At 62.9% G+C, this 25,169-nt stretch carries 23 protein-coding genes; 17 read left to right on the top strand and 6 right to left on the bottom strand.

What is annotated here, in order from left to right:
• Positions 1 to 464: 464 nt before the first annotated feature.
• A complete protein-coding gene (locus tag PG900_RS11360) occupies positions 465 to 1,583 on the bottom strand; it encodes a fatty acid desaturase (protein WP_270831477.1) in 1,119 nt (372 codons plus the stop codon).
• Positions 1,584 to 1,732: 149 nt separating this feature from the next.
• Between PG900_RS11360 and fabR the strand changes: the two genes are divergently transcribed.
• A complete protein-coding gene (gene fabR, locus PG900_RS11355; RefSeq protein ID WP_005308043.1) occupies positions 1,733 to 2,353 on the top strand; it encodes an HTH-type transcriptional repressor FabR in 621 nt (206 codons plus the stop codon).
• Positions 2,354 to 2,373: 20 nt separating this feature from the next.
• Positions 2,374 to 2,739 carry a YijD family membrane protein gene (locus PG900_RS11350; protein ID WP_270831476.1) on the top strand — a complete coding sequence of 122 codons (366 nt, stop codon included), beginning with the start codon at positions 2,374 to 2,376 and terminating at the stop codon, positions 2,737 to 2,739.
• Between the two features lie 38 nt (positions 2,740 to 2,777).
• On the opposite strand, the gene PG900_RS11345 is transcribed toward PG900_RS11350, so the two are convergent.
• The gene (locus tag PG900_RS11345) at positions 2,778 to 3,089 is read right to left on the bottom strand and encodes a DUF1145 domain-containing protein (RefSeq protein WP_270801640.1); all 312 of its coding nucleotides are present in this window, start codon (positions 3,087 to 3,089) and stop codon (positions 2,778 to 2,780) included.
• Between the two features lie 238 nt (positions 3,090 to 3,327).
• Entirely contained in the window at positions 3,328 to 3,957 is a 630-nt protein-coding gene (rsmD, locus tag PG900_RS11340; protein WP_011704347.1) for a 16S rRNA (guanine(966)-N(2))-methyltransferase RsmD, read from the bottom strand.
• A 110-nt stretch (positions 3,958 to 4,067) separates the two neighbouring features.
• Here rsmD and ftsY point away from each other — a divergent pair, with 110 nt between their 5' ends.
• The 10 genes from ftsY to hutH all read left to right on the top strand — a co-directional run bounded on the left by ftsY (position 4,068) and on the right by hutH (position 16,191).
• Positions 4,068 to 6,041: a signal recognition particle-docking protein FtsY gene (ftsY, locus tag PG900_RS11335; protein ID WP_270801638.1), complete on the top strand. Its 1,974-nt coding sequence runs from the start codon at positions 4,068 to 4,070 to the stop codon at positions 6,039 to 6,041.
• 90 nt (positions 6,042 to 6,131) lie between these two features.
• The gene (ftsE, locus tag PG900_RS11330) at positions 6,132 to 6,800 is read left to right on the top strand and encodes a cell division ATP-binding protein FtsE (protein WP_011704349.1); all 669 of its coding nucleotides are present in this window, start codon (positions 6,132 to 6,134) and stop codon (positions 6,798 to 6,800) included.
• A complete protein-coding gene (gene ftsX / locus PG900_RS11325) occupies positions 6,800 to 7,753 on the top strand; it encodes a permease-like cell division protein FtsX (RefSeq protein ID WP_011704350.1) in 954 nt (317 codons plus the stop codon). The genes ftsE and ftsX overlap by 1 nt, the downstream gene beginning before the upstream one ends.
• 452 nt (positions 7,754 to 8,205) lie before the next feature.
• Positions 8,206 to 9,060, top strand: a complete 855-nt coding sequence (rpoH, locus tag PG900_RS11320) for an RNA polymerase sigma factor RpoH (protein WP_016349143.1) — start codon at positions 8,206 to 8,208, stop codon at positions 9,058 to 9,060.
• A gap of 126 nt (positions 9,061 to 9,186) precedes the next feature.
• Positions 9,187 to 9,846 carry a carbonate dehydratase gene (can, locus tag PG900_RS11315; protein ID WP_005308055.1) on the top strand — a complete coding sequence of 220 codons (660 nt, stop codon included), beginning with the start codon at positions 9,187 to 9,189 and terminating at the stop codon, positions 9,844 to 9,846.
• A gap of 11 nt (positions 9,847 to 9,857) precedes the next feature.
• Entirely contained in the window at positions 9,858 to 10,562 is a 705-nt protein-coding gene (gene hutC, locus PG900_RS11310) for a histidine utilization repressor (RefSeq protein WP_017408794.1), read from the top strand.
• Between the two features lie 155 nt (positions 10,563 to 10,717).
• On the top strand, positions 10,718 to 11,953 hold the full coding sequence (hutI, locus tag PG900_RS11305) for an imidazolonepropionase (protein ID WP_041216115.1): 1,236 nt from the start codon (positions 10,718 to 10,720) through the stop codon (positions 11,951 to 11,953).
• A complete protein-coding gene (gene hutG / locus PG900_RS11300; RefSeq protein ID WP_270801636.1) occupies positions 11,946 to 12,890 on the top strand; it encodes a formimidoylglutamase in 945 nt (314 codons plus the stop codon). Before hutI ends, hutG begins: the two co-directional genes overlap by 8 nt.
• A 54-nt stretch (positions 12,891 to 12,944) precedes the next feature.
• Entirely contained in the window at positions 12,945 to 14,654 is a 1,710-nt protein-coding gene (hutU, locus tag PG900_RS11295; protein ID WP_270801633.1) for a urocanate hydratase, read from the top strand.
• A 4-nt stretch (positions 14,655 to 14,658) separates the two neighbouring features.
• Positions 14,659 to 16,191, top strand: coding sequence for a histidine ammonia-lyase (gene hutH, locus PG900_RS11290; RefSeq protein ID WP_011704356.1), 1,533 nt, complete (start codon positions 14,659 to 14,661; stop codon positions 16,189 to 16,191).
• Between the two features lie 145 nt (positions 16,192 to 16,336).
• On the opposite strand, the gene PG900_RS11285 is transcribed toward hutH, so the two are convergent.
• Together PG900_RS11285 and PG900_RS11280 are read right to left on the bottom strand one after the other, a co-directional pair.
• A complete protein-coding gene (locus PG900_RS11285) occupies positions 16,337 to 17,434 on the bottom strand; it encodes a calcium:proton antiporter (RefSeq protein WP_017408799.1) in 1,098 nt (365 codons plus the stop codon).
• A gap of 173 nt (positions 17,435 to 17,607) precedes the next feature.
• Positions 17,608 to 19,137, bottom strand: coding sequence for an EAL domain-containing protein (locus PG900_RS11280; RefSeq protein WP_270801630.1), 1,530 nt, complete (start codon positions 19,135 to 19,137; stop codon positions 17,608 to 17,610).
• 546 nt (positions 19,138 to 19,683) lie between these two features.
• Between PG900_RS11280 and PG900_RS11275 the strand changes: the two genes are divergently transcribed.
• A complete protein-coding gene (locus tag PG900_RS11275; RefSeq protein ID WP_270801628.1) occupies positions 19,684 to 21,612 on the top strand; it encodes an RNase E specificity factor CsrD in 1,929 nt (642 codons plus the stop codon).
• 73 nt (positions 21,613 to 21,685) lie between these two features.
• On the opposite strand, the gene PG900_RS11270 is transcribed toward PG900_RS11275, so the two are convergent.
• Entirely contained in the window at positions 21,686 to 22,633 is a 948-nt protein-coding gene (locus PG900_RS11270; RefSeq protein ID WP_408771059.1) for a 1-aminocyclopropane-1-carboxylate deaminase/D-cysteine desulfhydrase, read from the bottom strand.
• Positions 22,634 to 22,702: 69 nt separating this feature from the next.
• Between PG900_RS11270 and mshI the strand changes: the two genes are divergently transcribed.
• Genes mshI through mshK form a run of 4 tightly spaced genes read left to right on the top strand, consistent with a single transcriptional unit; the run spans position 22,703 to position 25,125 of the window.
• Positions 22,703 to 23,566 (top strand): MSHA fimbrial biogenesis protein MshI, encoded by an 864-nt coding sequence (gene mshI, locus PG900_RS11265; protein ID WP_270801624.1) that lies wholly within the window; start codon positions 22,703 to 22,705, stop codon positions 23,564 to 23,566.
• Positions 23,566 to 24,159, top strand: a complete 594-nt coding sequence (gene mshI1 / locus PG900_RS11260; RefSeq protein WP_045528781.1) for an MSHA fimbrial biogenesis protein MshI1 — start codon at positions 23,566 to 23,568, stop codon at positions 24,157 to 24,159. Before mshI ends, mshI1 begins: the two co-directional genes overlap by 1 nt.
• Positions 24,159 to 24,806, top strand: coding sequence for an MSHA fimbrial biogenesis protein MshJ (gene mshJ / locus PG900_RS11255; protein WP_011704364.1), 648 nt, complete (start codon positions 24,159 to 24,161; stop codon positions 24,804 to 24,806). The genes mshI1 and mshJ overlap by 1 nt, the downstream gene beginning before the upstream one ends.
• Positions 24,799 to 25,125 (top strand): MSHA fimbrial biogenesis protein MshK, encoded by a 327-nt coding sequence (mshK, locus tag PG900_RS11250; RefSeq protein WP_166464002.1) that lies wholly within the window; start codon positions 24,799 to 24,801, stop codon positions 25,123 to 25,125. The genes mshJ and mshK overlap by 8 nt, the downstream gene beginning before the upstream one ends.
• Positions 25,126 to 25,169: the final 44 nt, after the last annotated feature.

The raw sequence follows: 25,169 nt of genomic DNA, 5'->3' as shown, positions 1-25,169 counted from the left end.
GCGAGATCTCGCAAAGCCTTGTGCGCCTTCGAGGATAACGTTTGCCATCCTATGGCGATGAACTGGTTTATCGTATTGTTTTTAATAGAATTGTTTTCTGACTGAAGTTCCATGAAGGGTTGCGACTTGCATACATGGGCGCATAAATCGGTTTTTTATTTTATTTATCTGCGTAATATTTCAACTGCAAGGACAACACGGTGGCTTGCCGCCGTGCGGAAGAGGGTCGTGAAGGGAACTGGCCGACTGGATTGCTCCAGCAGGCACCTGCTTCAGATGGGTAGCGGAAACTCAGGAAGCAGCAGCAGAACCCGACAGGACCGGATTCCAATATGGAACATGCTATTTGCGAGGGGGTGACATGCGAGTGTCACCCCATTTTTTATGGCTGGCTGGCTGCTCCGCGCCCAGAAAAAGACCGCCGATTGGCGGTCTTTTTCTTTGTTCAGCCCGACATTCCAGGGTCAGGCGATGCCTGCCAGCAGTCGGCTCCAGTTGCGTTTGGCGGCGATGAAGGCATCGTGCAGGTTGCGATACTCCAGCTGCAGCTTCAGTTGGTCGTAGCGGGCCAGCGCCTTGCGCTTGCGCTGCTCCAGCAGGCGTTTGCGGCTGGCGTAGTAGTGCTGCAACTGCTGGTTCAGCTTGTCGTACTCCTCCTGCAGCAGGGCCTGCCACAGCTCCCTGTCATCCTGCTTGCGCAGCTTGGCCTGGGCCCGTTTCAGCTGCATCTCCAGCCTGGCCTGTTCGATCCGCTCTTCCGGACAGGCGCGCAGATCCCGGGTCAGCCCGCACCAGGAGGCGCTGCGGATCAGCCACTTGGTGGGATCGAACTGCCACCAGTGGATGCCGTTGCGATAGTCGTTCTCGAACAGGTGATGAAAGTTGTGGTAACCCTCGCCGAAGGTGAAGAAGGCCAGAATGCCGTTGTCCCGTGCGCTGTTGCGGTCGGTGAAGGGCTGGCTGCCCCAGATGTGGGCCAGCGAGTTGATGAAGAAGGTGGTGTGATGAGTCATCACCATGCGCAGCACCCCGGCCAGCAGCAACATGCCGAGCAGATCGCCGTGGATGAGCCCCAGCAGCAGCGGGATGCCGATGTTGGTGGCCAGGGTCAGCGCCAGATAGTGCTTGTGCTGGAAAACGACGATGGGGTTGTTCTGCAGATCCCGCACGTTGCTGTAGTCGTGATAGGTGTCGCCCTGATATTCACGCAGCATCCAGCCGATGTGGGAGTACCAGAAACCGCGTCCTGCACTGTAGGGATCCTGCTGGTTGTCATCCACGTGTCGATGGTGGCGGCGATGGTCGGAAGACCAGTGCAGGGCCGAGTTTTGCAGGGCGAGGGCACCTCCGATGGCGAAGATCCACTGCAGGATCAGGTGGGCCTTGTAGGCCTTGTGGGACCAGAGCCGATGGTAGCCGGCGGTGATGGAGATGCCGCAATAGCAGAACAGCAGCAGGAAGCTGCCCCACTGCCAGAGGTCATAGCCATGGGTCATGCCGTACCAGGGCACGGCGATCAGTGCGGTCAGCCCGGAGAGGGCAAACAGCAGGGTGTTGGTCATGATGATCGGGGGGCGTTCCATCTCACTCGGTTCCTTTCAGCGAACAGCTGTGCGCCATTCTCCATGCAGCCAGAATTCGGGTCAATGGTAAAAAAGTAGGAGACAAACCTGATCCTGGCGCAGCCTTCGGGTTATCATTTGGCCTCGATAACCTGAAGGTGACTGTTTTCGTGGGTATTCGCGCGCAACAAAAAGAAAAAACCCGGCGTACTCTGATCGAGGCGGCGTTCAGCCAACTGTGCGCCAACCGCAGTTTTTCCAACCTCAGCCTGCGGGAAGTGGCGCGGGAGGCCGGCATCGCGCCCACCTCCTTCTATCGTCACTTTCGCGACATGGAGGAGCTGGGACTGACCCTGGTGGATGAAGGCGGCCTGACCCTGCGCCAGCTGATGCGCCAGGCGCGCCAGCGCATCGCCGGGGGCGGCAGCGTCATCAGCACCTCGGTGCAGACCTTCATGGAGTTCGTCGAGAACAATCCGAACATCTTCCGGCTGCTGCTGCGCGAGCGCTCCGGCACTTCGGCGGCATTCCGGCAGGCGGTGGCGCGGGAGATCCAGCACTTCATCGCCGAACTGACCGATTACCTCGAGGCCACCACGGGGGCACCGCGGGAAGAGGCCTACATCCAGGCCGAAGCCATGGTGACCATCGTCTTCAGCGCCGGTGCCGATGCCCTCGACATGACCAGCGAGGAGTGCCGGGCCCTGTCCGATCGCACCATCCGTCAGCTGCGCATGATCGCCATGGGCGCCGAGGTCCAGAACCAGAAGCGCCGTGAACCTCTCTCTTAAGTCAAAGGATGGACAGCTCCATGCATGATCAGAACCCGATCCCGAAGAAACCCCTGCTGCTGGCCCTGCTCATCGGCATCTGTGGTGATGCCTCTCTGACGGTCTTGTCGGAGTCGGTGGTGCCCTTCTCCTTCTTCCCGATGATCGCCCTGGTACTGGCTGCCTATCAGCTCTACCAGCACTACTGTCATGTCTCGCTGGAGGGCAACACACCCGTTTGCATGCTGCTCTGCTTCTTCATCGGCGTGTTCGGCCACTCGGCGCTGGTCAAGGTGCAGTACCCCGAGCTTGGCAGCAACTTCTTCTCGCTGATCATGATGTTGCTGCTGCTGGCGGTGCTCTCCATCAAGCTCGGCATCAGCGTGGGGAAAAAAGAGAAGGAGTGACCAGCACTCCTTCCTGAACCACCATGACAGAGCCGGGATCACCCGGCTTTGTTGTCTGTGCCGCGCTGTTTGGCATCGACGATGTCCTGCAGTCTGGCGCGGATCTCCACCATGCCGAACACCCCGAACACCAGCACTTGGGTGAACTCGAGCCGGCTCACCGCGAAGTAGGGCTTGCAGGCCGCCTTGACCATGCTGGCCTGCACCCAGTGCATCAGGGCCACGATCACGCCGCACACCGGCAGAAAGCCGTTGAGCTTGCCCGGCAGCGGGGCGATCAGGCTGACCAGCACGCCGAACCAGAAGAACAGGATCAGGCCCATCGCCAACAGATTAAACACCCGCTTCATCGTTTACCTCCCGCAGATAGAGTTGATAGCAGACCTGGATTTGATCGACCTGCTTGTCCTTGAGCCGTTGTCCAAATTGACGGGGAGGGGCACCGCGCCCATCTCCCCCCTTTAAACTGCAGCGTCATGCTTGGTGTCTCGCAGATAGAGCTGATAGCAGACCTGATTTGATCGGCCTGCTTGTCCTTGAGCCGTTGTCCAAATTGATGGGGAGGGGCGCCGCGCCCACCTCCCTCTTTTAAACAGCAGCGTCATGCTTGGTGTCTCGTAGATAGAGCTGATAGCAGACCTGGCCTGCCTGTTTGTCCTTGAGTAGTTGCCAGCTGGCCGGCAGCGGCAGATCGGCCATCTCCTTCTCCCGCTCCAGATAGATGAGGGCGTCCGGCGCCAGCCAGCCGCGCTGCTCAAGCAGCTCGCACACCTGAGGCAGCAGTTCGCGGCGAAAGGGGGGATCGAGAAACACCAGATCGAACGGTGTGGCCGGCCCCTGCAGCCAGCTGACGGCATCGGACTGGATCACCTGGCCCTGGCTGCTGCCGAGGGTGGTTAGGTTCTTCTTGATCTGGTCGGCGGCGCCCTTGTCCATCTCGATCAGGGTGACCTGCTCGGCATAGCGCGACAGCGCCTCCAGCCCCAGGCCGCCGCTGCCGGCGAACAGATCCAGACAGCGGGTGCCACGGACATGCGGAGCCAGCCAGTTGAAGATGGTCTCCTTGACGCGATCCGTAGTGGGTCTGAGTCCTTCCACATCCCTGACCGGCAGTTTGCGGCCTCGCCACTGACCGCTGATGATTCTTACAAAGCCCGATTTCCCCTGCGGGGCTGGGCTCTTGCTCGGGCCGTTACGGCTGGATTTCACTCTGGGCATCGCGTTTCGTCGTCAGAAAATAAAGTGGTAGTATAAGGCGGTTCATTTTTATGCCGACCCGCCGAGGGACGGCTATCTTAGCAGTCAGCCTTTGATGTGAGTATTTTTAGATGGCAAAAGGTTTGTTTTCCTGGCTGGGTTTCGGCCGCAAGAAAGAAGAGGCTGAGGCTGTCCAACCACAGACACCGCAAGCCACCCCGATTACCGCTGAGCCCGAGGTCGCTGCTGCCCCCGCTCCCGTTTCCGATCCTACGCCTGCCGTGGCGGCTGAAGTGCCCGCCAGCGCACAGAATTCTGTTTTGCACGATGATTGCTGCCCACCTGCCGAGCTGGACGACCATGGTCCGCTGGTGGTGGAGGAGTGTGCCTCCGATCTGGAGCCGGTGATCGTCAATGAAGCCCTGCTGGCCGAAGAGGAGCGTGCCGCTGCGAAAGCGCAGTCTCAAGAGGCTGCCCGTGTTGCTGCCGAGCTCAAGGCGGCGCAAGAAGTTCGTATTGCCGCCGAAGCCCGCGCTGCAGAAGAGACTCGCATTGCCGCCGAGGCTCGCGCCGTAGAAGAAGCGCGTATTGCCGCCGAGGCCCGTGCCGCAGAAGAGGCTCGCATTGCCGCCGAGGCCCGTGCCGCAGAAGAGGCTCGCATTGCTGCTGAAGCCCTTGCCGCAGAAGAGGCCCGTATTACCGCCGAAGCTCGCGCCGCAGAAGAAGCTCGTGTTGCTGCCGAGGCCCGTGCCGCAAAAGAGGCTCGTATTGCTGCTGAAGCTCAGGCTGCAGAGGAGGCCCGTATTGCCGCCGAAGCCCGTGCTGCGGAAGAGGCGCGTATTGCTGCCGAAGCCCGCGCTACGGAAGAGGCGCGCATTGCTGCCGAAGCCCGCGCTATGGAAGAGGCTCGCATTGCCGCAGAGGCCCGCGCCGCAGAAGAAGCGCGTATTGCTGCCGAGGCCCGTGCCGCAGAAGAAGCTCGTATTGCTGCCGAAGCCCGCGCCGCAGAAGAGGCGCGTATTGCCGCCGAAGCCCAGGCTGCCGAGGAAGTCCGTCTCGCCAAAGAGGCCCAGCGAGCGGAAGATCTGCGCCTGGTCGCCGCGATGGAGGCTGAGGCCGCTGCCCTGGCAGCCCTGCCGCTGGCCGCCAAGGTGGATGACGACACCCAGGAGAAGCCGCAACGGGAGGGTTTCTTCGCCCGCCTCAAGCGCAGTCTGGTGCGTACCCGGGAGAATATCGGCTCCGGTTTCTTCGGCCTGTTCCGTGGCAAGAAGATCGATGACGAGCTGTTTGAAGAGCTGGAGACCCAGCTGCTGACCGCCGATCTCGGCGTCGATACCACCAGCCGCATCATCGAGGGGCTGGTGCAGCATGCGGATCGCAAGCAGCTCAAGGATGCCGAGGCGCTCTACGGCCTGCTCAAGCAGGACATGGGCGAGATGCTGGCCAAGGTCGAGCAGCCACTGGTGATCGACACCAGCAAGAAACCCTACGTGATCCTGATGGTAGGCGTGAACGGTGTCGGCAAGACCACCACCATCGGCAAGCTGGCCAAGCAGTTCCAGGCCGAAGGCAAGAGTGTGATGCTGGCCGCCGGCGATACCTTCCGTGCCGCCGCCGTCGAGCAGCTGCAGGTGTGGGGTCAGCGCAACAACATTCCGGTGATTGCCCAGCACACCGGCGCCGACTCCGCCTCCGTCATTTATGACGCCATCGAGGCAGCCCGCTCCCGTGGCGCCGACGTATTGATCGCCGACACCGCCGGCCGCCTGCAGAACAAGAGCAACCTGATGGAAGAGCTCAAGAAGGTGGTGCGGGTGATGAAGAAGCTGGACGATGCGGCGCCCCACGAGATCATGCTGACTCTGGACGCCGGCACCGGCCAGAACGCCCTGAGCCAGGCCAAGCTGTTCAGCGAGGCGGTGGGCCTGACCGGCATCACCCTCACCAAGCTGGACGGTACTGCCAAGGGCGGTGTCATCTTCGCGGTGGCCGACAAGTTCCAGATCCCGATCCGCTACATCGGGGTGGGCGAGGGGATCGACGATCTGCGTCCGTTCGTCGCCAACGACTTCATCGAGGCGCTTTTCAGTCGCGAGGAGTGATCTCCTTCGCGATGAGCAAGCTCGGGCGCCGCGAGTCGTGCGCCCCCAACCCCGACCCAGGTCGGGGTTGGTCACTGTCAGGGAACCGTTATGATCCGTTTTGACAAGGTCAGCAAGGTCTACAGCGGCGGCCATCAGGCGCTGCAGAAGGTCAGTTTTCACCTGCGCAAGGGGGAGATGGCCTTCCTGACCGGGCACTCGGGTGCAGGCAAGAGTACCCTCCTCAAACTCATCAGCGTGATGGAACGGCCCACCGACGGCCGTGTTTTCTTTCATGGCGACGACGTCAGCCATATCAAGCGGGGGGAGATCCCCTACGTGCGCCGCCAGATCGGCATGATCTTCCAGGATCACCGGCTGCTGATGGACCGCACCGTGTTCGACAACGTGGCGTTGCCGCTGGTGATCGACGGCTACAGCCATGCGGACATCAACAAACGGGTAGCGGCGGCGCTCGACAAGGTCGGGTTGCTCGGCAAGGAACGCTACCAGCCGCGCATGCTCTCCGGCGGTGAACAGCAGCGGGTCGGCATCGCCCGCGCCATCGTCAACAAGCCGCCGCTGCTGCTGGCGGATGAGCCGACCGGCAACCTGGATCCCCAGCTCTCCATGGACATCATGCGACTGTTCGAAGAGTTCAACCGCTTCGGCGTTTCCGTGCTGATTGCCACCCACGATCTGGGGCTGATCGCCCGCATGCGCTATCGCACCCTGACCCTCAAGGCGGGTCGCATGTATTCGGCAGGGGAGGAGCTCTGATGGCTATCGTTCGCCATAAACAGCCACCGCTACGGCGCTTCATGATGTACTGGGTCGACCACGCCCGGCAGGCTTTTTCCAGCCTGGGGGAGCTGTGGCGCAACCCGCTCGCCTCGCTGATGACGCTGGCGGTGCTGGGGGTCAGCCTGGCGCTGCCCTCCTGTTTCCACGTGCTGCTGAAAAACGCCGAGGTGGTGGAGGGCAGCTGGCAGACCAGCTCCCAGATCTCCCTCTATCTGCGCAAGGATCTGCCCGAGCAGAACATCCTCGACATGAAGCAGCGGATCCTGCTCTACCCGGAGGTGGAGTCGGTCACCTACATGAGCCGGGATGAGGCGCTCAAGGAGTTTCGCGAGATCTCCGGGTTTGGCGATGCGCTCGATTACCTCGACAGCAACCCGCTGCCGCCGGTGCTGAGCGTGATCCCGGATCCGCGCTGGCAGAACCCGGAAGGGGCGGCCGAGCTGCTCAACAAGCTCAACAACGAAGACGGGGTGGAACAGGGCAAGCTGGATCTGCAGTGGCTGACCCGGCTGCAGGGGATCATGAACCTGCTGCGTCACACCATCACCGGCATCGCTGTGCTGCTGCTCTCCGCCGTGCTGCTGATCGTCGGCAACACGCTCAGGCTGAATATTCTCAACCAGCGTTCCGAGATCGAGGTGCTCAAGCTGGTGGGGGCGACCGATGCTTTCATTCATCGTCCCTTCCTTTATACCGGCATCTGGTTCGGGGTCATCGGCGGCATGCTGGCCTGGTGGTTGACCGAGGTGATGGTGATCTGGAGCGAGGGGGTGGTGAAGGAGCTGGCCGGCCTCTACAACAGCAACTTCCGGCTGGTGGGGATGGGGGCGGTGGACGGGATCAACCTGATCCTGCTGGGCGCCTTGCTGGGGCTGATTGCCTCCTGGTTTTCGGTCCATCGTCACATTCGCGACATCGAACCGTCCTGATTAATTTATCAGCGTTTTAAAGCGCTGGATTTTGCGACCTGGATCAAGTAAAAGAGTGGCCGTTTCTGGCACGGCCGCCGTTCTGGGAGTAATCTGAACATTGCCGATCTTCGGGATCTTCTCTGGATCCTGTGAACCTTCTGATTTATAAGCAGTCTACAAATGCTGAAGAATTTATACGGGTGTGGCCCCTATGCCTTGCTCGTCTGACTTGGCAAGCATGTGAAGGTTGCGAGCTCCGCAACAATGGACTTAGCATGCTACTTTTCGGGGGTCCTTTATTGTGACCCCCTTTTTTTGACTGTTCATTCATGATTCATCCTGCCGGCCTAAGATAACCCCGGTTCAAACATGTTCAGCATGTTTGATGCAGGCCGCAGAATGGCGTCCGGTCAGTAGACAGGCCCTCTCAGGGTGTTAGACTGATTCGATTGAAAAGTAAGAGGTAGAACATGGGAACTTCATTGCAGCGCACTATGGCTCTGATTCCGCAAGGTAGTCTGGAAGGCTATATCCAGGCAGTAAACTCGATTCCGGTGCTGAGCGCAGAGGAAGAGCGTGAACTGGCTGAGCGTTTGCAGCAGGGTGGCGATCTCGAGGCTGCCCGTCAGCTCGTTATGTCGCACCTGCGCTTTGTCGTTCATGTCGCCAAGAGTTATGCCGGCTACGGTCTGCCCCAGGCCGACCTGGTGCAGGAAGGCAACATCGGCCTGATGAAGGCGGTCAAGCGCTTCGACCCGAGTGTCGGCGTGCGCCTGGTCTCCTTTGCTGTGCACTGGATCAAGGCCGAAATTCACGAATACGTTCTGCGCAACTGGCGCATGGTCAAGGTGGCGACCACCAAGGCCCAGCGCAAGCTGTTCTTCAATCTGCGCAAATCCAAGAAACGTCTGGGCTGGCTGAACCACGAAGAGGTGCAGGCAGTGGCTGCCGACCTCGGCGTCTCCGCCGCCGACGTCACCGAGATGGAAGCGCGCATGAGCAACTACGATCAGGCGTTCGATCTGGTCGGCGATGATGAAGAAGAGGGCGGTTTCGCACCGGTTCACTATCTGGAGGACAAATCCTCCGATCTGGCCGCGACCATCGAGAACGACAACTGGGACGATCACGCGACCCGTCGCCTGAGCTCGGCCCTGGCTACCCTGGACGAGCGCAGCCAGCACATCATCCGTGCCCGCTGGCTCGATGATGACAGCAAGACCACCCTGCAGGAGTTGGCCGATACCTACGGCGTCTCCGCCGAGCGGGTGCGTCAGCTTGAGAAAAACGCCCTCAAGAAGCTGAAAGATGCCATGGAAGCCTGATGCTTCCTCCCACAAAAACAGGGCCTGATGGCCCTGTTTTTGTTTGGCGGGGATCTGGTCGGCCTTGCCTTGGTTACCCTTGTGTATGGTATGTTGCCGCCACTGCCACAGTAGGGAGAGCAGATAGTGAAACTCTTGAACGACTTGTTTACCAACAACCGCGAGTGGGCGGAACGGATCAAGGCCGAGGATCCCGAATTCTTTGCTACCCTCTCCGCCCAGCAGGCCCCCGAATACCTCTGGATCGGCTGCTCCGACAGCCGGGTACCCGCCAACCAGCTGATGGGGCTGCTGCCGGGGGACGTGTTCGTCCACCGCAACGTCGCCAACCTGGTGGTACACACCGACTTCAACTGCCTCTCGGTGCTGCAATACGCGGTCGAGGTGCTCAAGGTGAAGCACATCATCGTCTGCGGCCACTATGGCTGCGGCGGCGTCAAGGCGGCGATGCAGAACCAGGAGCTGGGGCTTATCGACAACTGGCTGCGCAACATCAAGGATGTCTACTTCAAGTATCGCGAGCAGCTGGATGCCATCGAGGATGAGCACGAGCGCTTCGACTACCTGTGCGAGCTGAACGTGGCCGAGCAGGTGGCCAACGTCTGTCACACCACCATCATCCAGAACGCCTGGCGCAAGGGGCAGGAGCTGGCGGTACACGGCTGGATCTACGGCATCAAGGACGGTCTGCTGCACGATCTCGATCTCTGCATCAGCGGGCCCGAGCAGATCCCGGACGTCTATCGCGCCTGGCCGGACATGCGTCCGCCCCACCGCCGTCGCTGAGGAGCATCCCGTTGGCACCGGCCCTCTATCTGCAGATCAAGCAGCACATCCTGGATGGGATCCGCGAACGCCACTATCAGGCGGGCGACCGGATCCCGACCGAGGCAGCCCTGTGCGAGCAGTTCGCCGTGAGCCGGATGACGGTCAACAAGGCGCTGCGCGAGCTGGTGGCCGAGGGCTGGCTGGTGCGCACCGCCGGCTCCGGCAGCTTCGTGGCGGACAGGCGCACCGAATCGCCGCTGCTGGCCATTCGCAATATCGCCGACGAGATCGCCGAGCGGGGCAGCGAGTACAGCGGCCGGGTGATCCGGCTGCAGCGTCAGGCCGCCGACGAGAAGGTGGCGGTGCAGCTGGGCCTGCGGGTCGGCGCCCCCATCTTCCACAGTCTCATCGTCCATCAGGCCGATGGTGAGCCGCTGCAACTGGAAGAGCGCTTTGTCGATGCCGAGCGGCTGCCGGCGTATGGCGAGCAGGATTTTGCCAGCCAGACCCCCAACCGTTATCTGATGGAGGTCTGCCCCCTCTCCGAGATGGAGCACGTGGTGGAGGCGGTGCTGCCAAGTGCCGGCGAAGCCGGCTTGTTACAGGTGCGGGTCGACACCCCCTGCCTGCTGCTGCATCGGCGTACCTGGTCCGATGGTTATCTGGTCTCCTATGCCCGTTTGCTCTCGCCGGGCTCCCGCTACAAGTTGAGCTCCAAGACCAGCCTCAGTTGATTGTATATACATATTGTTTTTGACAAAGCCCGCCTCTGGCGGGCTTTTTTGTGTTTAAGCTCTAATGAACACGCTGTTATCAAGATGTGAACTTGATCCTTTCTTTCCCGTCAGAGATCGGATATAAGTTAATGTATATACATTTAGAGGTCGGTATGAACAAGGAACTGTTGAACTGCGAGCGGGTCTGGCTCAACGTGACACCCGCCACCCTGCGCTCCGATCTGGCCGACTACGGTCTGCTGGAACCCCATGCCCTCGGCGTTCACGAGGGGCGGATCCACGCCCTGGTGCCGATGCAGGATCTCAAGGGCCCCTATCCCGCCCATTGGCAGGACATGAAGGGCAAGCTGGTCACCCCCGGCCTCATCGATTGCCACACCCACCTCATCTTCGCCGGCAGCCGTGCCGAAGAGTTCGAACTGCGCCAGAAAGGGGTGCCCTATGCGGAGATCGCCCGCAAGGGCGGCGGCATCATCAGCACGGTGCGCGCCACCCGCGCCGCCAGTGAGGATCAACTGTTTGAGCTGGCGCTGCCGAGGGTGAAATCCCTGATCCGCGAAGGGGTCACCACGGTGGAGATCAAGTCCGGCTACGGCCTCACCCTGGAAGACGAGCTCAAGATGCTGCGGGTCGCCCGCCGACTGGGGGAGGCGCTGCCGATCCGGGTCAAGACCACCCTGCTGGCGGCTCATGCGGTGCCGCCGGAGTATCGCGACGATCCCGACTCCTGGGTCGAGACCATCTGTCAGGAGATCATCCCGGCCGCCGCCGAGGCGGGCCTGGCCGATGCGGTGGACGTCTTCTGTGAACACATCGGCTTCTCGCTGGCCCAGACCGAACAGGTCTATCTGGCGGCAGATCAATACGGTCTGGCGGTGAAAGGGCACATGGATCAGCTCTCCAACCTGGGCGGCAGCACGCTGGCCGCCAACTTCGGCGCCCTCTCGGTGGATCACCTGGAGTACCTGGATCCGGAAGGGATCCAGGCGCTGGCCCACCGCGGCGTGGTGGCCACCCTGCTGCCCACCGCCTTCTACTTCCTCAAGGAGACCAAGCTGCCTCCGGTCGCCGCGCTGCGCAAGGCGGGGGTGCCGATGGCGGTCTCCTCCGACATCAACCCGGGCACGGCCCCCATCGTCTCGCTGCGGATGGCCATGAACATGGCTTGCACCCTGTTCGGCCTGACCCCGGTGGAGGCCATGGCCGGGGTGACCCGCCACGCCGCCCGGGCGCTTGGCGAGCAGGAGCAGCTGGGGCAGCTCAGGGTCGGCATGCTGGCGGACTTCCTGGTCTGGAACTGCGGCCATCCGGCAGAGCTCAGCTACCTCATCGGCGTCGATCAGCTGGTGAGCCGGGTGGTCAACGGCGAGGAGACGCTCCATGGATAAGTTCAACCCGGTCGACATGTCGGTCTGGCAGGGGCGCCAGGATCCGGAAGATGGCGAGCTGGCCCTGCGCTGGCACGACAAGGTGCAACCCTGGCCACAAGCAGGCCGCGCCGCCCCGGGCGTAGCCCTGGTGGGTTTTGCCTGTGACGAGGGGGTGCGCCGCAACAAGGGGCGGGTCGGGGCCGCCGGTGCGCCGCTGGCGGTGCGCAAGCTGCTGGCCAACAGCGCCTGGCATCTGGGTCGGCCCGTCTATGACTGCGGTGACGTGAACTGCGAGGATGGCGATCTCGATGCCGCCCACGGCCGTCTGGCCGAACGGGTGGCCCGCTTGCTGGACGAGGGGCACTTCCCGCTGGTATTGGGCGGTGGCCACGAGGTGGCCTTCGGCAGCTGGAGCGGCCTCAACCTGCATCTGGCTGGTCGTGGCCGGGTCGGCATCATCAACTTCGACGCCCACTTTGACCTGCGCATGAAGCTGGAGCAGGCGAGCTCCGGCACCCCCTTCTTCCAGATTGCCGAGCAGTGCGCCGCCCAGGGCACGCCCTTTACCTACGCCTGCCTCGGGGTGGCCGAGACCGCCAATACCCAGGCGCTGTTCGCGCGCGCCGAGGCGCTGGGGGTGTGGCACGTGCTGGACGAGGCGATGACGCCGGCCGAGCTGCCGGCCTTGCTCAGCGGGCTGGATGCCTTTATCGCCCGCTGCGATCACCTCTATCTGACTATCGATCTCGACGTGCTGCCGGCGGCCGTGATGCCGGGAGTGAGTGCCCCCGCGGCCCGCGGCGTGGAGCTGGCAGTCATCGAACCCCTGATCGCCCATATCCGGGCCAGCGGCAAGCTGCGGCTCGCCGATCTGGCCGAATACAACCCGAGTCTGGATCAGGACAACCGCAGTGCCCGCGTGGCTGCGCGGCTGGTCCATCAGTTAACCAAGTAGCGGTCTGCCACCGGCCGGCCGCCACCCTGCTGCATCGATAAACAAGGAGTGTATATGTCCCAGCAACACCAGGATCCCCGCCACGATCCCAATCGCGTGATCCGCGCCCCGCGCGGCACCACGCTGACCGCCAAGAGCTGGCTCACCGAAGCGCCGCTGCGGATGCTGATGAACAACCTGGATCCCGAGGTGGCCGAGCATCCTCAGTCGCTGGTGGTGTATGGCGGCATCGGCCGCGCCGCCCGCAACTGGGCCTGCTTCGACAAGATCGTTGAGGTGCTGACCCGGCTCGAGGAGGATCAGACTCTGCTGGTGCAATCCGGCAAGCCGGTCGGGGTGTTCCAGACCCACAAGGACGCACCGCGAGTGCTGATTGCCAACTCCAACCTGGTGCCGCACTGGGCCAACTGGGAGCACTTCAACGAGCTCGATAAGAAGGGCCTGATGATGTACGGCCAGATGACCGCCGGCTCCTGGATCTACATTGGTACGCAGGGGATCGTGCAGGGCACCTACGAAACCTTCTTCGCGGTGGCCAACCAGCACTTCAACGGCGAACCCAAGGGGCGCTGGATCCTGACCGGCGGGCTCGGCGGCATGGGTGGCGCCCAGCCGCTGGCCGCCACCATGGCCGGCTTCTCGATGATCGCGGTGGAGTGCGACGAGACCCGCATCGATTTTCGTCTGCGTACTCGCTATGTGGACAAGAAGGCCCACAGCCTGGATGAGGCGCTGGCCATGATCGAAGAGGCCAGGCAGAGCGGCAGCGCCGTCTCCGTCGGTCTGCTCGGCAACGCCGCCGACGTGTTCGCCGAGCTGGTGGCCCGTGGCATTACCCCGGACGTGGTGACCGACCAGACCTCTGCCCACGACCCGGTGCATGGCTACCTGCCGCAGGGCTGGAGCGTGGCCCAGTGGCGCGCGCTGCAAAAATCCGCTCCCCAGGAGGTGAACGTCGCCGCCCGCCACTCCATGGCTCGGCAGGTGGAAGCCATGCTGATCCTGCAAAGCCGCGGTGCCGCGACCCTGGATTACGGCAACAACATCCGCCAGATGGCGCTGGAGGAGGGGGTGAAAAACGCCTTCGACTTCCCCGGCTTCGTCCCGGCCTACATTCGCCCGCTGTTCTGCGAGGGCATTGGCCCGTTCCGCTGGGTGGCGCTCTCCGGCGATCCGGAAGATATCTACAAGACTGACCAGAAGGTGAAGGAGTTGATCCCCGATGATCCTCACCTGCACAACTGGCTCGACATGGCCCGCGAGCGCATTGCCTTCCAGGGCCTGCCGGCGCGGATCTGCTGGGTCGGGGTCAAGGATCGGGTACGCCTCGGCCTGGCCTTCAACGAGATGGTCAAGAATGGCGAGCTGAAAGCGCCCATCGTCATCGGCCGCGATCACCTGGATTCCGGCTCGGTGGCGAGCCCGAACCGCGAGACCGAGTCAATGATGGATGGCTCCGATGCCGTCTCCGACTGGCCGTTGCTCAACGCCCTGCTCAACACGGCCGGCGGCGCGACCTGGGTCTCCCTACACCACGGTGGCGGGGTCGGCATGGGCTTCTCCCAGCACTCCGGCGTGGTGATCGTCTGTGATGGCTCCGATGACGCCGCCAAGCGGGTCGGTCGGGTGCTGCGCAACGACCCGGCCACCGGGGTGATGCGTCACGCCGACGCTGGCTACGAGATTGCCATCAACTGCGCCCACGAGGCGAAACTGGATCTGCCGATGATTGACGGCGCCAACGGTGTCAAAGGAAAGGTGTAACACCATGTTTGAATTGACTATTACCCCGGGCGAGCTGGATCTTGCCACCCTGCGCCGCGTCAGCCGCGAGCCGGTACACGTTTCACTGGATCCCGCCGCGCTGGCGGGGATCCACGCCTCCGCCGCCGTAGTCACCAAGGTGATCGAGCAAAATCGGGTGGTGTATGGCATCAACACCGGCTTTGGCCTGTTGGCCAACACCCGCATTCCGGTGGAGCAGCTGGACGAGCTGCAGCGCTCCATCGTGCTGTCCCACGCAGCAGGGATTGGTGAGTACATGGATGACGCCACCGTACGGCTGATGATGGTGCTCAAGCTCAACTCGCTGGCGCGCGGCTTCTCCGGCATCCGGCTGGTGGTGCTGGAGGCCCTGATGCGGCTGATCAACGCCGAAGTCTATCCTGTGGTGCCGAAGAAGGGCTCCGTCGGCGCCTCCGGCGATCTGGCGCCGCTGGCCCACATGAGCTGTCTGCTGATCGGGGAGGGCAAGGCCCGCCACGCTGGCGAGCTCATCGACGCCGCCACGGCCCTGAAGATTGCCGGGCTCGAGCCCATCGCGCTGGCACCGAAAGAGGGGCTGGCCCTGCTCAACGGCACCCAGGCGAGCACCGCCTTTGCGCTGGAAGGCTTGTTCCATGCCGAGGATCTCTACGCCGGTGCCATCACCATAGGTGCCATGAGCGTGGAGGCGGCCCTTGGCAGCCGCCGGCCGTTCGATGCGCGGATCCACGCGGTGCGCGGTCAGCGTGGCCAGATCGATGCGGCCGCCTGCTATCGCCACCTGCTGGTGGATGGCAGCGAGATCGGCATGTCCCATCACAACTGCGAGAAGGTGCAGGATCCCTACTCCCTGCGCTGCCAGCCGCAGGTGATGGGCGCCTGCCTGACCCAGATCCGCCAGGCGGCCGAGGTGCTGGTGTGCGAGGCCAACGCGGTCTCCGACAACCCGCTGGTGTTTGCCGAGGATGAAGACATCCTCTCCGGCGGCAATTTCCACGCAGAACCCGTGGCCTTCGCCGCTGACAACCTGGCGCTGGCCATCGCCGAGATCGGGTCGCTGTCCGAGCGGCGCATGGCGCTGCTGATCGACTCGCGGATGTCCGGTCTGCCGGCCTTCCTGGTCAACAACGGCGGCGTCAACTCCGGTTTCATGATCGCCCAGGTCACCTCGGCGGCGCTCGCCTCCGAGAACAAGACGCTGGCCCATCCGGCCTCGGTGGACAGCCTGCCGACGTCTGCCAACCAGGAGGATCATGTCTCCATGGCCACCTTCGCCGGCCGTCGACTGGCGGACATGGCCGAGAACACCCGCGGCATTCTGGCGGTGGAACTGCTGGCGGCAGCGCAAGGGCTGGATTTTCGTGCTCCCCTGCGCAGCACCGAGCTCATCGAGCTGGCCAAGGGCCGGCTGCGGGAAGAGGTCAGCTTCTACGACAAGGACAGGTACTTCGCGCCGGATATCGAGGCGGCCGCCGCCCTGCTGGGCCGCGCCAGCTACAACGACCTGCTCCCGGCCGGCGTGCTGCCGAGCCTGTAAGCCTTGCTCCCCCTTCTCCCCTGGCGGGAGAAGGGTAGGGGATGAGGGGGAAGCCGCTTCTTTGGCGTCCGTGAGATCCCGGAGCAGATAACAAAAGACCGCCCAATCGGGCGGTCTTTGCGTTTCTGACGTTGGTTGAACGCGGTTATTCGTGCTCGAACATCAGGAACAGGTACACCACGAACAGCACTAGGTGAGTGGCCCCGTGCAGCACATTGGTGCGGCCGCTGCTGAAGGTCACCTTGCACACCATGAGGGTGGTGAACAGCAGTACCATGTCGGCGGCGGAGAGGCCCAGGCGCACCTCCTGCCCCAGCATGGCACCGATGAACAGCACCGCAGGCACGGTGAGGGCGATGGTGGCCAGTACCGAGCCGAAGTAGAGGTTCATGGCCCGCTGCAGCTGGTTGTTGAAGGCCGCCTTGATGGCGCCGACCGCTTCGGGGGCCAGCACGATACAGGCGACGATGAAGCCACCCAGCGCCGGCGGCGCCGCCAGTACCTTGACCCCGTGGTTGATGGGAATAGCCAGGGTCTTGGCCAGCAGGATCACCACCACCAGATAGGCGAGCAGCAACAGGGTGTGGTAGACGTTGCTCTGCAGCGGGCCGTGGTGCTCTTCGTAATCTTCGTGATCGCTGTCGATGAAGAAGTGGCTGTGGCTGCGAGTCTGGATCAGCAGGAAGACGCCGTAGAGCAGCACCGAGATGATGATGAGCATCCAGGACATGGCGCTCGACATGCTGCCGATGTTGCCCCCTTCGGTGAAGTTGGGCAGCACCAGGCAGAGCAGCGCCAGCGGAATGATGGCCACCAGATAGGATTTGACCCCGTCCAGATTGAAGCTCTGGGTGTGGTAGCGCCAGCCGCCGAACAGCAGGGTGAAGCCCACCAGGCCGTTGGTCACCAGCATGACCACGGCAAACATGGTGTCGCGGGCCATCACCGGATTGGGTTCACCGGTCAGCATGACCGAGGAGATCATCACCACTTCCAGCGAGATGACCGACAGGGTGAGGATAAGGGTGCCAAAAGGCTCGCCAAGCTTGATGGCAAGGGCATCCGAGTGGCGCACCACCGAGAAGATGGCCCAGGTGACAATGGCAAGCAGCACCGCCGAGACAGGAAGATAAATCCCGAGCGGAGTGGCCTCTGTCAGCAGGTCGCTGCCGAGCGTCTTGAAAAAGAGCAGGGTGAGCAGGCCAACGGGCAGGGCAATCTCTTGCCGGATAAATGACTTCATAGGCAATGGTTCTCATCATCAGGGCGGCGTGAGCCGACGGGTAAGGAACAGGGTGGCGGCGCCACACGAGGTGGCGCGCCTGTTCATGATAAAGGGAGTTGTCCGCTCAAGGGAAAATCATTTTGTTGCTCATTTTGTTGCAAGATATGAGCGGCCGGTCTCGGCAGTGTGGATCAGCGCTCACCCGTGTGGTTCTGATACCAGGCCAGCAGCCAGATCTTCAGCTTGGTCAGCGCCATGGGCTGTGCATAGACATAGCCCTGGATCAGGTGGACGCCGCGTTGGCCTAGATAATCCACTTGAGACTGACGCTCGACCCCTTCGGCGATCATCTCCATGCCCGATTCGCGGCCGAAGGCGATGGTGGCATCCAGCACGCTGCGCTTGAGGTCGTCGGTGCCTATGGTGTCGACGAACATCTTGTCGATCTTGATCTGGCGGATGCCGAGTCGCTGCAGGTAGGCGAAGCCGCCGTAACCGGTGCCGAAGTCATCCAGCTTGAAGTGGTAGCCCTGCTGCTGCAGGGCGCCGATCTCTGCGATCGCGGTCTCGATGTCGGTGATGGGCTTGCGCTCGGTCAGCTCGAAGGTGAGCTGGGCGGGGGAGGGCCAGCCGTGCAGCAGCAGCAGGTTGCGCAGGTGCGGGTGCTCGAGATGGGCGGCCACTATGTTGACGCTGACCCACTGGCCGGGGGCGAGTCTGGGCAGGTCCGCGATCACCTTTTCCAGCAGCTGGCTGGTCATCGGCAGGATCAGCTGCTGCTCCTCTGCATAGTCGATGAAGGCGCCGGGCGGGATCAGGCCGCCGCCCCGCTGCCAGCGCAGCAGCGCCTCGAAGCCCACCACCTGCTGGCTGCGGCTGTCGACCACGGGCTGATAGAAAGGCACGAACTCCCGCCGTGCCAGCCCGGCCTGCAGCAACCCCTTGAGCGAACGCCGGTAGTTGCGCAGCCCCCAGTAGGCGGTGACCAGCAGGGCCCCGACCGCCGCGCCGCCCCAGAGCCCGTAGTGGCGGGCCTGCTGCTGGGCGTAGCGCTCGAGCGCCTCGCCCGCCCACAGGGTCTGTCTGATCTCCTGATTGGGGTCGAAAAAGCTCAGGCTCTGGCTGCCCTCCTCCTGCTTGATGGCGCTGTCGCCGCGGGGAAAGATCGGGCTTGATGCTCCCGGCTGCTGCTGGCCGAACTCCAGATAGAAGCAGTTGGTGCAAGGGGTCTGCAACAAGGCATGGCTCCAGCTGTTGTTCAGCACCCAGTAGACGATGTTGCCGCCGGTGCGGTAGTAGGCGACCAGCTCCTGCTCGGTGTGGAAGCGGGCCTGGGTGGCGGCGATCCCGAACTGCTCCTGATTGGCGTAGGGCGGCAGTTCGGCCGGGGTGAAGGGCAGATCCAGTCCCAGACTGGAACAGCCACCACCGCTGGCGAGTAGGATCCCCTGGATGCGGATATGGCTGTTGTAGTAACGGGGATCCCGCAGCAGGGCCATGTCCTGACGTCCGCAATCAAACTGGAAGCGGGTCAGCTGATGGCGGATGTTGTTGTCCAGCAGACGGTGGCGTTCCGCCAGCGCGGTCTCGACCTCCATCTTCTTATCTTGCAGCAACTGACGGGCCAGCGGGCCGCCGAGCAGCTGACTGATGGGCAGACTGGCCAGCAGGGGCAGGCAGAACAGCAGCAGGCTGAGCCAGAGGGGGGAGATGGGTCGCAAGGTGCACCTGCCTGATGTGCGGATGGGATGCATATGGGTGGCATCATCATAGTGCATTAGCTGAATCGATTTGAGCGGAACCGATCACACTTGTGCAGTGAATTTATAATCTGCTGATAAATAATGGTTTTATAAAATCGGCTGCTGAAGATTCAATCGCTGACCTGTCATAAATGACAATTGTCCAGCTTATCTGAAGTGGCTAGAGTAGCCGTGCGGTTTGACTCACCGTGTGTTCAATACTCCTGTATCTGTTTTTTTGTCAGTAGCACAGAGTGTTAGTTTTGATATGAGTGTTTCTTTTGGTCCCCTTTGTGGGACCATTTTTCTGCCCGCCGTTCAGCCAGTGCGCTGAGTTCCCTCCCGTTTCTTCTCGTCATCCGTCATTTTTTGGCCGTCACCCCGCCCGGGGCTTGGTGTTCTCGTACCGGTTTGGGTATGCTCGCCCGCTTAATTCCAGAAGCGGGATCTTCGTCCATAGGCGCGCTTCGAGGTTGGCTGATACGATGAAGCCACATGGATGTTGTCGGGCATACGGAAAGGCACATGAAACTGACCACTCAGCTTGTCTCGTTTATTACCCTGTGTGTCATTGCGGCCATGGCCATGGTGCTGCTTGGCGGGGTGTTCAGCTTTCGTGAGCTGGGCATGGAGATGCAACAGAAGAAGGTCAACTCGCTGGTCGAGATCATCGACAAGCAGCTGGAGGTGGCCGACGATCATCAGGATCTCACCCGCTGGCTGCCGACCCTGCTGCGCTCGGCCCACGTGGTGGAGCTGGAGATCCGCCAGGAGAAGCAGCGGATCTACTGGTTTCGCGACGTGCAGCAGCCGACCGACGAGAGCCTGCTGATCCCCTATCACCAGCCCATGCCCCATCAGCCGGGCATGCAGGCCGACTTCAAGCTGGAGCGGCCGTTCAAGGAGTTCGAGTACTCCATCAAGGCGATGTCCGGCATCTCCCTCGGCGTCTTCATCGTGGTATTCGGCCTCTGGTACTCCATCCGCTGGCTGCGGTTGCAGTTGCGGGGGGCCGAGCTGCTGGCAGAGCGCGCCCAGCTGATCCTCGACAACAAGCTCACCAAGCTGGCCCATGATCCGGCCGACGAGTGGCCGCAGCCGGCCAGCCAGGCCCTCGACTATCTGCTGGCCGAGCTGGCGGATGCCCGCAAGGAGCGCAGCCGCTTCGACAACTTCATCCGCAGCAACGCCTTCGTCGACAAGATGACCGGCATCGGCAACCGGCTGTTCTTCGACAACCGGCTGGAGAGCGCCATCATGGAGGCGAGCGTGATGAGCGGCGGCGTACTGCTGATCGAGCTGGCCGGCCTGGAGGAGCTGGATCCCGAGCTGAACGGCCGCCAGAGCCAGGATCTGCTGATGGAGGCGAGCGCCTCCATCGCCGCCTTCGTGCGCAAGCACAACGGTGCCCTGCAGGCCCGTTATGCCGGCCAGGTGTTTGCCGTGCTGCTGCCCAACATGTCGGAAAGCGAGATGGTGGATGGCGCCGGCCAGCTGCACAAGAGCCTGCAGCGACTGCACTGGCCCGAGGCGGTCAATCCAGACACCGCCGTCTATCTCGGCGCGGTCTGTTATCAGGCCGAGGATTCCCTGCTCAAGGTGCAGGAGGAGGCGGAGCTGGCGCTCAAGAGCGCGCGGCTGCAGGGCCACACCGGCTGGTTCCTCTACGAGAAACAGCTGGACGAGGAGCAGAGCAGCAAGGGCACGGTGCGCTGGCGTACCCTGATCGGCCGGCGCATCGAGGAACACGGCATCGATTTTTATGTGCAACCGGTGCAGCAGGAGCGGGATCAGGTGGTATTGCAGCAGGATCTGCTGATCCGGATCCACGACGAGCAGGGGCGGGAGCTGCAGGCTGGCGTCTTCATGCCGATGGCGGAGAAGGCGGGGCTGTTGCTTCCGCTGGATCGGCTGGTGGCGGAGCAGACCCTCGGCCTGTTGCGCCAGCGCTCCGAACAGAGCTGCCCCATCAGCCTGACCCTCTGTGCCCAGAGCCTGCTGCACCGGGAGTTTCAGCGCTGGCTGTTCTTCGATCTGTTCCAGCTGCCGCGCAGCACCAACGAGCGCTTGATCCTGCAACTCTCCGAGGCTCAGGTCACCCGCCACTACGAGGCGCTCAAGCGGCCGCTGCGGGCGCTGCGCATGCTGGGCTGCCAGCTGGCCATCGATCATGCCGGCCAGGATGTGGTGAGCACCCAGTACATCAAGGAGTTCGAGATCAACTTCCTCAAGCTGCACCCCAGCCTGGTGCGCGAGATCCATACCCGCCAGGTCAACCAGATGGCGGTGCGCAGCCTGGTGGGGGGCTGCGCCAACACCCGCACCCGGGTCATCGCCGTGGGGGTGGAGAGCGGCGACGAGTGGAAGATGCTGCGCCACCTCGGGGTGCACGCCGGGCAGGGCCCCTGGTTCGCCGAGCCGGAACGGCTGGTGCTGGAGCCGGCCGGCGCCTGATGGTTGCAAGAGAGGGTCGCCTGGGCGACCCTCTCTTTTTGTGGCTCAGCGCCGGTATTGCGCCCGACCGCAGTCACAGGCGCCCCTGCTCTCTCAGCCCCGCCAGCCCCTGCATGCCACCGGTGTGGATGAAGACGATCTTGCTGCCGCGCGGAATGCGGCCTGCCGCCAGCTCGCGAAACAGCCCCCACATCGCCTTGCCGCTGTAGATGGGCTCCAGCGGCAGACCCGTCTCGGCGCTGAAGGCCTGCACCCACTGCCAGAGCGCCGGACTGAATTTGGCATAGCCACCGTCGTGGTGATCCAGCGCGATCCGCCAGCCGGGCGTGTGGGCGGCGGCGGGATGGAGCCGACGCACCTCGTCGGCAATGAAGCTGCCCCCCTTGAGCACCGCGATGGCGAGGATCTGCTGTGGTGGTCGCTTGCCGGCGATGAGTCCGGCCAGGGTGCCGCCGCTGGCACAGGGCAGCACCCAGAGATCCGGCGAGAAGGGCACTTCATCGACCAGCTCGGCCACCCCGGGAATGGCCAGCGGGCTGCTGCCCCCTTCCGGCACTATCAGGGTCTCTTCATCCTCGAATTGGGCCAGCCAGGCGGGCTCCTGCCGCCGCCGGTAGCTTTGGCGGTCGACAAAAACGAGATCCATGCCCCAGCCTTTTGCAGCGCTCAGAGTGCAGTTGCTGACGGCTTCCGGCTCCCCGCGTATGATGCCGGTAGTGCGCAGGCCAGATTGGCACCCCGCCGCCGCCAGGGCATGGATGTGATTGGAGTAGGCCCCGCCAAACGAGAGCAGATGGCGCTTGCCCTGCTCTCTGGCATACAGCAGGTGGTACTTGAGCTTGCGCCACTTGTTGCCCGAGATGGCGGGGTGGATCAGATCGTCCCGTTTGCACCAGAGCTGGACTCCATAGGCGCTCAACAGCGGGTGCGAGACAGCTTGCAGCGGCGAGGGCAACTGGGCGGGCGGCAGGGGCGGCAGCGCCATCGGGGGTGATTGGGGTGACAATGAGTAATCGGTCATTTATCTGGAGGCTAATGCTCTGTTTATGCTAAGGTTTAATCCGTTTTGGGCAGCCAGGTACGGGTTTCAATGAAACAACTTTTCAGACGTTCGACCCCCAGCCGTCAGGTAGGACTCCTGCTGGCCAGCGATCGGATCATGCTGGCTTCGCTCGGCAACCCGCCCATCTTCGCCACCCGCGCCATCAATGGCCCGCAAGAGTGGCCCCAGGCCATGGCCGAGCTGTTCAGCCGCCACGGCCTCGCCAAGTCTAAGGTGCGAGTCGCCCTCGCCGCCAGCCTTTATCAACAGGTCCAGATCGACAAGCCCGCCGTCCCCGATGCCGAAATGGCCGGTGCCCTGCCCTGGGCGATCAAGGATTATGTCAGTGAATCCGTGCTGCAGCTCGCCATGGATTATGTGGATCTGCCCACCCCGCCGGCGGGCCGGCCGCGCATCAATGTGATCTGTGTGCCCAAGGTGCGGGTGCAGCAGCTGGCGGATGCGGTCAACGGCATCGCCAGCCTGGACGCCATCGTCAGCGACGAGCTGGCGATGACCGCGCTGTACGAACCGGATCAGACGGTGCGCATGCTGCTGTGGCAGCCGAAGGGGCAGGATCTGCAACTGCTGGTGTTCCATCAGGGGGGGCTCTGCTTCTCTCGCCAGTTGCGCGGTTTCGGCGCCCTCACCGGCGAGCATGAGCCTGACGCCATGCTGCTCGATTCGCTGGCGCTGGAGATCCAGCGCTCCCTCGATTACCTGGTGGGCCAGCTCAAGCTGCCGGAACTCGGCCAGATGCAGCTCGCCATCGCCTCGCCCTTCATCGGTACCCTGGTGCGCCACATGGAGCAGACCTTCGGCTTTGCCGTCTCCGCCATGGCCAACAAGGCGATCCTGTCCGGTGTGGAATATCTCTCGGCTTATGCTGCTGCTCTGGGGGAGGATGCCTGATGAAACGCCAGATCAACCTCTACGGCGCCGAGTTTCGGCCCAGACGGCAGTGGGCCAGCCTCAACCAGATGGCGCTGGTATGGGGCGGCAGCGTGCTGTTGCTGCTGTGCGCCGCCGGCGTCATCGCCTGGCAGCAACACGCTGTCGAGCGCGAGCTGGTGCAGGTGCGGGCTGCACTGGAGATCAAGCGTGGCGAGGCGCAGCGGCTGGATGCCGAGCTGGCCCGCCATCAGGCCGATGGCCTGCTGCAACAACAGCTTGTCACCAAGCAGGAGGAGCTGACCGCCAAGCAGGGCTTGATGCGGCAGCTGGGCAGCCTGGCGCTGCAAAAATCCCAGGGCTATGCCGGGCTGATGGCCGATCTGTCCCGCATTCGCGATCCGCAGCTCTCCTTGCAGCGGATCGAGATCGCCGACGGCTACGTCAACCTGTCCGGCTTCGCCGGGCGCAGCCAGGATGTGCCGGCCTGGGTCAACCGTTTCAAGCAGACCCCGTCGCTGGCGGGCAAGCAGTTTGGTGAGCTGACGTTAAGCCGTGACAAGGAGGGCCGGCTGGCCTTCCAGCTCAGCGGCATCGAGCGGGAGAAGCCCTGATGAGCCTGAAAGAGCAGTGGCAGGCCTGGGCCGACAAGATCGCCGCCCTCAGCCAGCGCGAGCGAGTACTGATCCTGCTGACCGGGGTGGTCGTGGTTGGCGCCGTTGCCATTTATGGCTGGCTGGATGGGGCCGCGGTGCGGTTGGAGCAGGAGCGGCTGGCGCTGAGCACTGCCCAGCGGGATCTGGAGATCATGGATCTCGAGAACCAGGGCAAGCAGGCCAAACTGGCGCGGGATCCGGATCTGCACGTGCGTACCCAGCTGGCACAGCTGGATGGCGAGCTGGGCAAGCTGGACGCCGAACTCAAGGCCCAGACGGTGGATCTGATCCAGGCCCACGAGATGCCGGCCGTGCTGGAGGCCCTGCTGTCGCGATCCGCCAATCTGCACATGGTGGCACTCACTTCGCTGACGCCGGAGCCGCTGATGGCGGGCGAGCAGCGCATCAACCTGTTCAAGCACGGCATCCGGCTCAAGCTGGAAGGCGGCTATTTCGATGTGTATCAGTATCTCAAGGCGCTGGAGGGGCTGCCACGCCACTTCTACTGGAAGCAGTTTGACTACCAGGTGCAGGAGTATCCCAAGGCGGTGGTGGAGATGGAGATCTACACCCTCAGCACCAGCAAGGAGTTTATCCGTGGCTAGATGGTTTCCCCTGTGGGCGTGTCTGTTCAGTCTGCTGGCCCAGGCGCAGCCCGAGCTGTTGCAGGACCCCACCGCCCCTTTGAGCGGCGCGACCAGCGGCGCCAGAGCAACCGGCCAGCGCGAGGCCGGTCTGCCCAGGCTGCAGAGCATCATGCTGGGCAACGGCCCGGCACTGGCGGTGCTCAACGGCAGCAGTTATCGGGTCGGCCAGCAGGTCGACGGTTATCGCGTGGTGGCCATAGGTGCAGATGCCGTGGTGCTGGAGAAGGGGGGCAAGCGCCAGTCGCTGACCCTGTTTGCCAGCAAGGTCCGGATCTGAACGCGCTCCACCCGGGATGGGCGGAGCCAGGTTTGTCGAGTTTA

The organism is Aeromonas sp. QDB03 (assembly GCF_027707985.1).
GTDB lineage: Bacteria > Pseudomonadota > Gammaproteobacteria > Enterobacterales > Aeromonadaceae > Aeromonas > Aeromonas hydrophila.
Note: the sequence above shows the minus strand (reverse complement) of the source record. Positions and strands in the feature narration are given on the sequence as shown.

Bases quoted from the DNA above. Each gene is read 5' to 3' on its own strand.
- PG900_RS11360 (WP_270831477.1), bottom strand. From the start codon at position 1,583: ATGGAACGCCCCCCGATCATCATGACCAACACCCTGCTGTTTGCCCTC.
- PG900_RS11350 (WP_270831476.1), top strand. From the start codon at position 2,374: ATGCATGATCAGAACCCGATCCCGAAGAAACCCCTGCTGCTGGCCCTG.
- PG900_RS11345 (WP_270801640.1), bottom strand. From the start codon at position 3,089: ATGAAGCGGGTGTTTAATCTGTTGGCGATGGGCCTGATCCTGTTCTTC.
- rsmD (WP_011704347.1), bottom strand. From the start codon at position 3,957: ATGCCCAGAGTGAAATCCAGCCGTAACGGCCCGAGCAAGAGCCCAGCC.
- ftsY (WP_270801638.1), top strand. From the start codon at position 4,068: ATGGCAAAAGGTTTGTTTTCCTGGCTGGGTTTCGGCCGCAAGAAAGAA.
- ftsE (WP_011704349.1), top strand. From the start codon at position 6,132: ATGATCCGTTTTGACAAGGTCAGCAAGGTCTACAGCGGCGGCCATCAG.
- ftsX (WP_011704350.1), top strand. From the start codon at position 6,800: ATGGCTATCGTTCGCCATAAACAGCCACCGCTACGGCGCTTCATGATG.
- rpoH (WP_016349143.1), top strand. From the start codon at position 8,206: ATGGGAACTTCATTGCAGCGCACTATGGCTCTGATTCCGCAAGGTAGT.
- hutI (WP_041216115.1), top strand. From the start codon at position 10,718: ATGAACAAGGAACTGTTGAACTGCGAGCGGGTCTGGCTCAACGTGACA.
- hutG (WP_270801636.1), top strand. From the start codon at position 11,946: ATGGATAAGTTCAACCCGGTCGACATGTCGGTCTGGCAGGGGCGCCAG.
- hutU (WP_270801633.1), top strand. From the start codon at position 12,945: ATGTCCCAGCAACACCAGGATCCCCGCCACGATCCCAATCGCGTGATC.
- hutH (WP_011704356.1), top strand. From the start codon at position 14,659: ATGTTTGAATTGACTATTACCCCGGGCGAGCTGGATCTTGCCACCCTG.
- PG900_RS11285 (WP_017408799.1), bottom strand. From the start codon at position 17,434: ATGAAGTCATTTATCCGGCAAGAGATTGCCCTGCCCGTTGGCCTGCTC.
- PG900_RS11275 (WP_270801628.1), top strand. From the start codon at position 19,684: ATGAAACTGACCACTCAGCTTGTCTCGTTTATTACCCTGTGTGTCATT.
- PG900_RS11270 (WP_408771059.1), bottom strand. From the start codon at position 22,633: ATGACCGATTACTCATTGTCACCCCAATCACCCCCGATGGCGCTGCCG.
- mshI (WP_270801624.1), top strand. From the start codon at position 22,703: ATGAAACAACTTTTCAGACGTTCGACCCCCAGCCGTCAGGTAGGACTC.
- mshI1 (WP_045528781.1), top strand. From the start codon at position 23,566: ATGAAACGCCAGATCAACCTCTACGGCGCCGAGTTTCGGCCCAGACGG.
- mshJ (WP_011704364.1), top strand. From the start codon at position 24,159: ATGAGCCTGAAAGAGCAGTGGCAGGCCTGGGCCGACAAGATCGCCGCC.